Origin of the sequence: uncultured Tyzzerella sp., assembly GCF_963558545.1 — a bacterium.
Classification (GTDB): Bacteria; Bacillota; Clostridia; order Lachnospirales; family CAG-274; genus Tyzzerella.
Genome location: NZ_CAUWHO010000017.1, coordinates 1 through 11,429 on the forward strand (window position 1 = coordinate 1; position 11,429 = coordinate 11,429).

The following is an 11,429-nucleotide window of genomic DNA, read 5'->3' on the forward strand; positions in this document are numbered from 1 at the left end:
AGCATTTGTGAATATGATTATTCTAATGGAGTTTAAAAGTAGGGTATATTACATTAAAAATAAAAAATAAAGATAAGATATCGTAAATTATACCTTATCTTTATTTTTTTTATTTTTATATGGTTTATATTTTTAATTTTAAAATTTTTTAGTGTTAATCCAATTTGTTTTTTTATAATAAAATAAAAATAAAATAGAGCTAAGGCTCCAAGTTAAAGGATAAACCCAATAAACCATTTGAATGCTATTAGTAAGAGGTATTGTAATTGTAAGAAATGTAACACGAACTATACACCAAAATACAACCATAATAATCATTGGAATAATAGTTTTGCCAGCACCACGAAAAACAGATGAAACAGCGTGAGAATATGCTAGTAAAAAGTAAAATAGGGCAGCTGTACGAGATTTTTCAATTCCAAATTTAACAACTTCTGGTGTAGAATCAAATGCAGCTATCATTTGCGGTGCAAAAATAAAAACTGCAATACCAATTAATTCTGACAAAATAACAGTAATTAAAATACCAAATCTTGCACCTTTTTTTGCCCTGTCATATTCTCTAGCACCAAGATTTTGCCCTACAAAAGTTGTTATAGCCATTGTAAAGCTATTAATTGGTAAAAATCCAAATCCTTCTATTTTTGTATAAGCTCCATAACCTGCCATAGCCATTTCCCCAAAGGAATTAACATTTGATTGAACAATTACATTAGCAAATGCAATAATAGAATTTTGAACTCCAGAAGGAAGACCAATTTTAATAATTTGTTTTAATATAATTTTATTAAATCTAATTTTTTTAATTTGTAATTTGTATATTTCATTTGTTTTTATCAATTGTATGAAGCACAATATGGCACTTATTATTTGGGAAATTACAGTGGCTAAAGCAGCACCACCTACACCTGTTTTAAATATTGCAATAAATACAATATCTAGTACTAGATTTACAATAGATGATATAATAAGATAGAACAATGGATTACGGCTGTCCCCAATAGCTTGCAAAATTCCAACAAATATATTATACATTACAAAGGCAATAGAACCTGAGAAATAAATTTGTAAGTAAGTTACAGAATCTGACATAACACTTTCAGGTGTACCCATCAAAACTAAAATTTGTGGAGAAAATAAAACACCAATTATAGTCATTATTATACCTGCTACTAGTCCAAATGCTACTGTTGTGTGGACTGTGTTTTGTAAATTTTTAATGTCATTAGCACCAAAAAATCTAGATACAATTACACCTGCACCAGCAGAAATACCACTTAAAAATCCTATGAGCATAAAAATTAAACTACCTGATGAACTAACGGCAGCTAATGCACTACTTCCTAAAAAATTTCCAACAATTAAAGAATCTACCGTATTGTACAATTGTTGAAATAAATTACCTAACAAAATTGGTAATGTAAAAAAAAACATTCCTTTTAAAATAGAGCCACTTGTTAGAGGCTTAACACATTTTATCATTTTATCCCGACCTATCTAAAAATATTTACAAAGTTATAAAAATATAATATAATTAAATATATATTTTTTTATTTATTTTAGCAAGTAGGCACATTTTTTTTATAAAGTGAAAAATATTTCACTATTGGAGGAATTTATGGGGAAAGTTAAGGTTACGTGTGAGATGGAAGTTACATTAAAAATGATTAGTGGGAAATATAAACTATTAATTTTGGAAAGCTTGATTAAAAATAGGACTAAAAGATTTAGCCAATTAATGAGTGAATTTAATAATATATCTCAAAGAACATTAACTAATCAACTTAGAGAGCTAGAGCAAGATTCTCTAATAGAAAGAATAGTTTATGCCGAAGTTCCACCTAGAGTTGAATACTCTATTACAGATAAAGGTTATTCACTAAAGACTATTTTAGAACTTATGTGTGAATGGGGTAAAAAAAATACTGATAATCGTTTTGAATTTACAAATACACAATATCTAGATAATAACTAATTTTTATCTGTTGTTTAATATTTTTAATTTCTTAAAATTGGGAGAAAAATATACTTATTATAAAATTTTTAGAAAACAAGAAAAGTAATTTATTATTATGAAAAAATTTAATAAAATGATATTACCATTTTTAATAGTAGGTACAACAAATTCTAAATAGGACTAATACAACATACACTAATGATATTAATATTGCTGAAAAACTACAATACATAATGTATTTGAAAGAGTAATACATCATTTATCTAATAAGTCTATTTCAGGGAAAGGTTATTAGAATGTATATGTAAATATTGGTTGTCCACATAACAAAGGCTATTGATAATAGTAATTTTATTAGAATACCTTTAGGTAAATTAAATATCATATATAGGGTTAAATAAAACCACCTGTTTTAACAGGTGGTTTTATTTATATGCAGAGAAGATATAAAATATAATCTAATAATTTATAAAACATATTTAAACATAAATACAATGTGACAAATACTTCCACCTATAACAAAAAGATGAAATATCTCGTGAAAGCCAAAAAACTTAAAAGATATTTTAGGGTATTTTGTAGCGTATATAATAGCACCAATAGTGTATACTATACCTCCTGCTAATAACAGTAAAATACCTTTTAATTCTATAGCTTTTACAAGGGGTATAAATGCAAATACAGATATCCAACCCATAATAACATAAATAGATGTGGAAAACCACCTAGGTGCATTTATCCAAAAAAATTTTAAAATAATACCTAATACTGCTATTAACCATACTAAAGAAAGCATACCATATCCAAATTTATTATTTAATTTTATTAAACAAACAGGAGTATATGTACCTGCTATTAAAATAAATATCATCATATGGTCAATTTTTTTTAAAACTTTTATTATATGTTCTTTTACAGGTAGCATATGATATATTGTACTAGATAAATATAGTAAGCATATAGAAAGTCCAAATATAAAGAATGAAAATAAGTAATATACGCCACCTTGTTTATATCCAAGAAACATTAAGAATATAGTAAAAGGGAATATAAATAATAATGCTATAAGATGAGTAAGAGCACTCATAGGTTCTCGCCAAGATTTAAAAATATTCATAAGCACCTTCCAATCTAGTTTTTAAAACTATATATTGTTATATAGATATAATATCATAATAATATTATTATTACAAGCTTTTTATTATGTATATTTTTATTTTAAAGTAATATAATTATTATATTTTGTAATAATTATTATTGACAAATTTTATAAAATTATTTAATATAAAATGAATATAATTAAATTTTATATAGAGGTATATGATATATGAAAAATGAAGTAAAGTCAGTTTATAAAAGATTATTAGAGATTTTTTTGATATTTATAATTATATGTATAAAGGTTTATAAAATATTTTATCCTACTATCCAAAAAATAGGTAAGGGTAATGTAAAGGTTGTTTGCATAGGAGATAGTATAACATATGGATTAGGTGTAGAATTTAGAAGAAGGTTTAGCACATATCCTGTTATACTTGCAAAATTATTAGGTAAAAATTATAGAGTTTTAAACTATGGTGCTAGCAGTAGGACACTTTTAAGTAGTGGAAACTATCCTTATTTTAAAACAACTTTTATAGAAAAATCTTTAAAGCAAAATGCAGATATAATAATAATAATGTTAGGCTCTAACGATTCTAAAGAAATAAATTGGAATAAGAAAAAGTATAAAGAAGAGTATTTAAAACTTATAAAAATATATCAAAAAGTAAATAAAAAAGCCAAAATATATATTATGACGCCTCCAAGAGCCTTTGAAAAGGTAAAAAATAATAAAAGCATACAAAATAGTGTTATAAAAGATGAAATATGTCCAATAATAAGGGAAATATCTGTAGAAACAGGAGTAAATATAATAGATTTATATACTTTAACAAAAGATAAACCTAAATGGTTTTTTGATGGGATACACCCTAATAGAAAGGGGAACATATTTATTGCCAATTATATCTTTAATATAATAAAAAGTTACTAACTACAATTCATTTATTATACTTTTAAAATATTAAATATTGTATACTTGAATAATTTGTTAACAATAGGGTAAGATTATTGACAAATTAATAATTTGGTATAAAATATAATAGAAAGAATTAATATAAATTGGAGGCATAATTTTATGAAAAAAAGATTAATCTTAGGATTGGTATTAGTTAGTATGACTTTCAGTGTAGCCTGTGGGAAAACAAAAAATAATGAAGATAACACTAATACTACAGCAAAAGAATCTATAGAGGAAAATAATAAAGAAGATACTTCTAGTGATACAACTAATAGTCAAGAAAAAGATGATAGTAAAAGTAGTGAATTATTACAGTTTTCTGAGATAAAACAAGGTGAAGAAATAGCTATTTTAAAAACTAATTATGGAGATATAAAAATAAGATTTTTTAAAGATAAAGCACCTAAAGCAGTAGAAAACTTTATAAAGCATTCTAAAGATGGGTACTACAATGGGCTTACATTTCATAGAGTTATTAAGGACTTTATGATACAAGGTGGAGACCCTAATGGTACTGGTACTGGTGGAGAAAGTATATATGGAGAGCCTTTTGAAGATGAAATTAGTTTATCAGATTTAAGACATTTTAATGGTGCTTTAAGTATGGCTAATAGTGGACCTAATACAAATGGAAGTCAATTTTTTATTGTTCAAAATAGTGCTATAGATAAGTCTAACAAAGAAGAATTAGAATATTTTGCTAAACACCAAGATGAAGAGCAAAATGGTATAAAAATTAAAGATGTATTTCCTTTAAGTGTATGTGAAAAGTACATTGAAGTAGGAGGTACTCCTTGGCTTGATGGTAGACATACTGTATTTGGACAAGTTTATGAAGGTATGGATATAGTAAATAAAATAGCAGATGTTGAAGTAGGAGAAAACGATAAACCAGTAGAAGATGTAATAATAGAGAGTATATCTATTGAAGAATATAAATAATATAAAAAGAAGGGATTTTCCCTTCTTTTTATATTATTTATTAAATGTTTCGTTATAATTTTTAATACAGTCTTCAATAACTTTTTTAGCCTCTTTAGAATCGCCAAATTTTTCGACAATAGTTTTTTTGTTTTCTAAGTCTTTGTAAGTAACAAAGAAGTGCTTAATTTCATCGAATATATGTTTTGGAAGCTCAGACATATCTTTATAAGAATTATAAACAGGGTCATTTTTAGGTATTGCTATAATTTTTTCGTCATTTTCTCCACCATCAACCATATACATAACTCCAATAGGGTATGCCTCAACAAGAGTTAAAGGTTCTATAATTTCAGAACATAATAAAAGAACATCTAAAGGGTCTTTATCATCGCCATAAGTTCTAGGGATAAAACCATAGTTAGCTGGGTAATGTACAGCAGAATGTAAAATTCTATCTAACATAATAAGACCAGTTTCTTTATCTAGTTCATATTTCTTTTTGCTACCTTTAGATATTTCTATAACACATACAAAATCATCAGATTTAATTCTGTCTGCATTAATATCGTGCCAAATATTCATAAAATTTCCTCCAAAAAATAAATTTAATCTAATTAATTATATATTTAATCTAAAAAAATTTAAATTGACAAATAATATAAATAAAAAATAAAAACTTAAATTAAAATATACAAAGTATACAAAATTAAAATCCTAAGTCTTCTCCAACTAAAATAACTTTTATTCTATCTTTTACTTTACTATATCTATTTACAGTAGTAACACAACAAATAGTATCATTAGATAGGCAATCATAACATTTACCATTTATTGAACAAGGTGTTTTTCTATCTAAACGAATAGCATTTATAGGTGAAGCATAGTTTTTAACTCTATCAATAGCAGTTGTTTCATCTGTACATATTTTATTAACACCTATAATTAAAAGTACATTTTTAGGTCCATATATCATAGCAGCAACTCTGTTACCTGTTCCATCAATATTTACTATTTTTCCATCTAATGTAATGGCATTAGCACTTGCAAGATAAAAGTCACTTGTAAAGGCTTTTCTATATATATCATCTATTTCATCTTGACAAGTAGCTTTAGCCCTGTCAAAAAGAGTGTAATCTCCTTTATATAGAGCATCTATTAGCCCTATTTGTAATATACTTTGAGAACCACCCCAACATATAGTAGATTTGCTAGGGATAAGCTCTAAAGCTTTTTGTAATGCTTCTTCTTTTGTTTTTATAAAAAAACCTTGCATATTTCTTTTTTCTAAATTTTCTATTACTTTTTTAGCATTAATATTATTATATATTTCTTTTGGCATCATATAAAAGCCTCCTAATAACTAACATACTATTTTAAAGAAACAAAATTTTTAATAATATCATCTAAAGTATCTCTTTTTCTAATAAGAACAACTTCTCCATTTTCTCTAATTAAAACTTCGGCAGGACGTAACCTGTTATTGTAGTTTGAGCTCATAACATTTCCGTATGCACCAGCATCTAATATACCTAAAATATCTCCTTCTTTAAGGGTAGGTAAAATTCTATTTTTGGCTATAATATCTCCTGTTTCACATATATTGCCAACAACTGTAATAGGTTCTGTTTTTTCTGATTTTTCATTAGATTTTCTATATACTTCTATATCGTGGTGAGAGTCATACATAACAGGTCTAGCTAAAACATTAAAGCCTATATCTGTACCAGCATACTTATTACCACAGTTGTTTTTAATAGCGTGTACTGTTCCAAGTAAAACTCCACATTCTGCAGAAATGTATCTACCTGGTTCTATTTTAAATTTAAGTTTTTTGCCATATTCTTTAGTAAAATCTTCAAATATTTCATCTAGCTTTTTACCAAGAGCCTTTAAATCTAAACATTTGTAGTCTTCATCTAGTTTGTTATATGGTATCCCAAAACCTCCACCTAAGTCTATAAACTCTAAGTCTTTAAATTGTTTAGCAATAGATAAAACAGAATATACACCATCAATATATTTATCTGGCTCCATAAATAAAGAGCCGATATGTTGATTTATACCTACTAGCTTTAAGTTATACTTATTTAAAGTTTGGTTAAATAATTCTATTTCGTCTGGGTCTATACCAAATTTTGTATTTTTGCCAGCAGTTATAACTTTTTCGTGGTGTCCAGCACCTATCCCTCCATTAAAACGAGCAGCTACTTTACCACCAGGATTTATTTGTCCAAATTGGTCTAATTGAGATATAGAATCTACACTTAATAGAACATTATTATCTATTGCAAATTGCATTTCTTCTTTAGAAACATTATTGCTTATATAAAAGATTTTTTCTGGAGAAAAACCTGCTTTAAGCTCAGCATATATTTCTCCAGGGGACATAGCATCAATATTTAAGTCTTCTTCATTAGCTATTTCTAGTATTGCTAAGCTACTGTTTGCTTTTGCCGAATAATTTACAGCAAAGTTTTCATAAGAAACAAGGTTTTTCATATCTCTCATTTTTTCACGAAGTATTTTTTCGTTATATACATATAAAGGACTACCATACTTTTCTATTAATTCAATAGGTGAGTGATTCATATAAAAATTTGTGTTGTCTGTTACTTTAGATACTAGTTTTTGCATAATAATTCTCCTTTTATTAAAAGTTTAAATAGGCGTATTTGATACATTCTATTTTTTTAGTTGTATTTATTAATATATAATCTAACAATGTTATGGCCACCATAGACTCTATTATAGGTATGGCTCTAGGAACAATAAATGGGTCGTGTCTACCTTTTATTACAATATTTTCATTTTCTAAATTAGTATTTATAGTATTTTGTGGTATGGATATAGATGGAGTAGGCTTAAAGGCTATATTAATAGTTATTTTAGAGCTATCAGATATACCACCTAATATACCACCAGAATTGTTTGTTTTTTTGTCTATTTTATTTTTATGGTTATAGAAAATATCATTATATTCGCTAGCCTTTTTTTCACTAGCTAAAAAGCCTAACCCAAACTCTATACCTTTTGTAGCACCAATAGACATAATAGCCATAGATAACATAGCGTCTAGTTTTTCAAAAACAGGTTCTCCTATTCCTGCCTTTAATCCATCTATTTCACAGTGTGCTGTACCTCCAATAGAGTTATGTTCTTTTATAAGGTTGTCTAAAAAGGTAGTAGCTTCTTTTACTGCTTCTTTACAAGGCATTTTTAGTGGATTTTCGTTAATATATGATAAATCTATATTTTTTAATTTTATATTTCCAACAGAAGATGTGTAAGCTAAAATATTTATACCTAAGTCAGTTAATATCTTTTTAGCAATAGCTCCAGCACAAACACGAGCAACAGTTTCTCTTGCAGAGGCTCTACCACCACCACGATAATCTCTAAATCCATATTTTCTATCATATGTAAAATCTGCGTGGGAAGGCCTATATATATCTTTTATATTGGTATAATCTTTAGAGATATAGTCTTTATTATGTACAATCAAAGATATAGGTGTACCCGTTGTTTTACCTTCAAAAATACCAGACATTATAATAACTTTATCTTCTTCAGCACGTTTTGTAGCATATTTGCTATTATTAGGTTTTCTTTTATCAAGTTCTTTTTGTATATCATCTTCACATATATAAACACCTGCTGGACAACCGTCTATTACAACACCCATTGCTTTTCCGTGAGATTCTCCCCAAGTAGAAATTTTAAAAATATTACCAAATGTAGAACCAGATATAATATCACCTTCTTTCAAAATATTATAAATAGTATACTACAAAAATATAAATTTTGCTAGAAATAATTTATAAATATTATTTTTAGTAATAATAACATATAAAAGTTACTTTACATAATTTTATATGTATGATATGCTTAATAATAAGTTAATACTAGTGTTATTTGTATATTAAGGAGTGGTAAAATATTTAATAATATATTAAAGATAGCAGAAGATATAAAAAATAATACTAAATTTAATCATAATATATTTTGTATAACTAATACAGGTATACAAAAATTTAAACATTATCACACTAGAGTGGTAGAAACAGATAAAAAAACAACATAAAATTTTTGCACTTGGATTTATAACATAGCAAAAGAGTTATAATATAAATTATATAATTATAAGGAGAAAATAGATATGAAATATATAACAGAAAAGGTAGACCACACATTATTAAAAGCAGTAGCAACTTGGGAAGATATTAAAAAAATATGTGATGAAGCTAAAGAATTACAGGTAGCCTCTATATGTATACCACCAGCTTATGTAAAACAAGCAAGTGATTATTTAAAAAATGAAATACCAGTATGTACAGTTATAGGGTTTCCTTTAGGGTATAATACTACTAAAGTAAAAATAGAAGAGGCTAAAGATGCTATACAAAATGGTGCTAAAGAAATTGATATGGTTATAAACATAGGAGATGCAAAGGCAGGATTATTTGATAAAATAGAAGATGAAATAAGAGAAATAAAAAATGCAGTTGGGGATAATATTTTAAAAGTTATAATAGAAACGTGTTATTTAACAGATGATGAAAAAATAGCACTTTGCAAATCAGTTAGTAATGCAAAAGCAGATTTTATAAAAACGTCAACAGGTTTTGGTACAAATGGTGCAACACTAGAAGACATTAAGCTTATGAGAGAAAATGTGTCTAAAGATGTTGGTATAAAAGCAGCAGGTGGCGTAAAAACTATAGACGATGCAGAAAGTTTTATAAAAGAAGGAGCAACAAGATTAGGTACAAGCTCTATTTGTAAAATTTTAAAAAATCAACAAGTTACAGAATATTAAATTTAATATTTAATATAACTATATAATAAAATAAACATACAAAAGGAGGAAATAAAATGAAAGCAAAAAGAGTATTTTTAATAGTTTTAGATAGCTACGGCATAGGAGATGCAAAAGATGCAAAAGCTTTTGGTGATGAAGGTAGCAATACTTTAAAGACAATTACATCTTCAAAAGAATATAACACGCCTAATATGGCTAATATGGGCCTTTTTAATATTGATAAAATAGATTTTAAAGAGGGGGTAGAAAAGCCTATAGGTGCTTATGGTAGGCTTGAAGAGGCATCTATGGGAAAAGATACAACTATAGGACATTGGGAAATAGCAGGTATTATATCAGATAGTCCACTTCCTACATACCCAAATGGTTTTCCAGACTATATAATTAATGAATTTAAAGAAAAAACAGGTAGAGAAGTTATATGTAATAAGCCATATTCTGGAACAGAGGTTATAAAAGATTATGGAGATGAGCATATAAAAACAGGTGCTTTAATAGTTTATACATCAGCAGATAGTGTTTTTCAAATAGCAGCACACGAAAAAGTTGTACCTATTGAAACATTATACGAATATTGTCATATAGCTAGAGATATTTTAAAAGGAAAAGATGGTGTGGGTAGAGTTATAGCACGTCCTTTTGAAGGAGAATACCCTTTTAAGAGAACACCTAAAAGACACGATTATTCATTATTACCACCTAAAGATACAATGCTTGATTATTTAGAAAAATCTAATTTAGATGCTATTGGTATAGGTAAAATATATGATATATTTGCAGGTAAAGGTATTAAAGAAACTATGAGTATAGTAGACAATGTTGATGGTATGGAAAAAACTATTGCTTTACAAGATAAAGATTTTACAGGACTTGCATTTATCAACTTAGTAGATTTTGATATGGTGTATGGTCATAGAAACGATATAGAGGGGTATGCAAAAGCAGCTACTACATTTGATAATCAACTTTCTAGTTTTATGAAAAATATGAAAGATGATGACGTGCTTATGATAACAGCAGACCACGGCTGTGACCCAGGGTTTAAAGGTACAGACCACTCTAGAGAAAATGTGCCAATTCTAGTTTATGGTAAAAATATAAAAGAAAATGTATCTTTAGGTACAAGAAATTCCTTTGCCGATATAGCTAAAACTATATTGGACATATTTGATGTAGATGGTAATATAGACGGTACAAGCTTTTTAAGTGATATATTAAAGTAGGAAGGAGATAAGCTTTGAAAGAATTAGTAAAAAAGGCATTAGAAGCACAAAAGTTTTCTTATTCTCCTTATTCTAATTTTCAAGTAGGTGCAGCACTTCTTACCAAAACAGGTAAAATATATACAGGGTGTAATATAGAAAATGCAGCATATACTCCAACAAACTGTGCAGAAAGAACAGCTTTTTTTAAGGCTATATCAGAAGGAGAAAAAGATTTTGAGGCTATTGCCATTGTAGGAAACCCTAAAGATTCAAAAGAGAATGAGAGAGAATATTGTGCACCTTGTGGTGTTTGTAGACAGGTTATGGCAGAATTTTGTAAATTAAAAGGGTTTAAGGTTATTTTAGGAAAAAGCGAAGATGACTATAAAGTTTATACTTTAGAAGAAATATTACCACTTGCTTTTACAAAAGACGTTTTATAAAATCATTTAGGAGGTGTTC

Annotated in this window: 12 protein-coding genes; 6 read left to right on the forward strand and 6 right to left on the reverse strand. The window is 27.1% G+C overall.

What is annotated here, in order from left to right; all coding sequences use genetic code 11:
• Positions 1-138: 138 nt before the first annotated feature.
• Positions 139-1,482, reverse strand: a complete 1,344-nt coding sequence (locus R5Z65_RS04035) for an MATE family efflux transporter (protein ID WP_317367220.1) — start codon at positions 1,480-1,482, stop codon at positions 139-141.
• Positions 1,483-1,618: 136 nt separating this feature from the next.
• On the opposite strand from R5Z65_RS04035, the gene R5Z65_RS04040 reads away from it, so the two are divergent.
• Positions 1,619-1,975, forward strand: a complete 357-nt coding sequence (locus R5Z65_RS04040; protein WP_317367221.1) for a helix-turn-helix domain-containing protein — start codon at positions 1,619-1,621, stop codon at positions 1,973-1,975.
• Positions 1,976-2,423: 448 nt separating this feature from the next.
• Here R5Z65_RS04040 and R5Z65_RS04045 read toward each other — a convergent pair whose 3' ends face one another.
• Positions 2,424-3,074: a hemolysin III family protein gene (locus R5Z65_RS04045; RefSeq protein ID WP_317367222.1), complete on the reverse strand. Its 651-nt coding sequence runs from the start codon at positions 3,072-3,074 to the stop codon at positions 2,424-2,426.
• A 210-nt stretch (positions 3,075-3,284) separates the two neighbouring features.
• On the opposite strand from R5Z65_RS04045, the gene R5Z65_RS04050 reads away from it, so the two are divergent.
• A complete protein-coding gene (locus tag R5Z65_RS04050; protein WP_317367223.1) occupies positions 3,285-3,992 on the forward strand; it encodes a GDSL-type esterase/lipase family protein in 708 nt (235 codons plus the stop codon).
• 144 nt (positions 3,993-4,136) lie between these two features.
• The gene (locus R5Z65_RS04055; RefSeq protein ID WP_317367224.1) at positions 4,137-4,961 is read left to right on the forward strand and encodes a peptidylprolyl isomerase; all 825 of its coding nucleotides are present in this window, start codon (positions 4,137-4,139) and stop codon (positions 4,959-4,961) included.
• Between the two features lie 33 nt (positions 4,962-4,994).
• On the opposite strand, the gene R5Z65_RS04060 is transcribed toward R5Z65_RS04055, so the two are convergent.
• The 4 genes from R5Z65_RS04060 to aroC form a co-directional block, all read right to left on the reverse strand.
• Positions 4,995-5,525: an inorganic diphosphatase gene (locus tag R5Z65_RS04060; protein WP_317367226.1), complete on the reverse strand. Its 531-nt coding sequence runs from the start codon at positions 5,523-5,525 to the stop codon at positions 4,995-4,997.
• Between the two features lie 124 nt (positions 5,526-5,649).
• Complete coding sequence (locus R5Z65_RS04065; RefSeq protein ID WP_317367227.1) at positions 5,650-6,285, reverse strand: lactate utilization protein; 636 nt, start codon at positions 6,283-6,285, stop codon at positions 5,650-5,652.
• A 26-nt stretch (positions 6,286-6,311) separates the two neighbouring features.
• On the reverse strand, positions 6,312-7,577 hold the full coding sequence (lysA, locus tag R5Z65_RS04070; RefSeq protein ID WP_317367228.1) for a diaminopimelate decarboxylase: 1,266 nt from the start codon (positions 7,575-7,577) through the stop codon (positions 6,312-6,314).
• A gap of 16 nt (positions 7,578-7,593) precedes the next feature.
• Positions 7,594-8,691, reverse strand: coding sequence for a chorismate synthase (gene aroC / locus R5Z65_RS04075; protein ID WP_334309016.1), 1,098 nt, complete (start codon positions 8,689-8,691; stop codon positions 7,594-7,596).
• A gap of 408 nt (positions 8,692-9,099) precedes the next feature.
• On the opposite strand from aroC, the gene deoC reads away from it, so the two are divergent.
• The 3 genes from deoC to cdd are packed head-to-tail and all read left to right on the forward strand — an operon-like array spanning position 9,100 to position 11,410.
• The gene (gene deoC, locus R5Z65_RS04080; RefSeq protein WP_317367231.1) at positions 9,100-9,759 is read left to right on the forward strand and encodes a deoxyribose-phosphate aldolase; all 660 of its coding nucleotides are present in this window, start codon (positions 9,100-9,102) and stop codon (positions 9,757-9,759) included.
• A gap of 56 nt (positions 9,760-9,815) precedes the next feature.
• Positions 9,816-10,985, forward strand: a complete 1,170-nt coding sequence (locus R5Z65_RS04085) for a phosphopentomutase (RefSeq protein ID WP_317367232.1) — start codon at positions 9,816-9,818, stop codon at positions 10,983-10,985.
• A gap of 14 nt (positions 10,986-10,999) precedes the next feature.
• A complete protein-coding gene (cdd, locus tag R5Z65_RS04090; protein ID WP_317367233.1) occupies positions 11,000-11,410 on the forward strand; it encodes a cytidine deaminase in 411 nt (136 codons plus the stop codon).
• Positions 11,411-11,429: the final 19 nt, after the last annotated feature.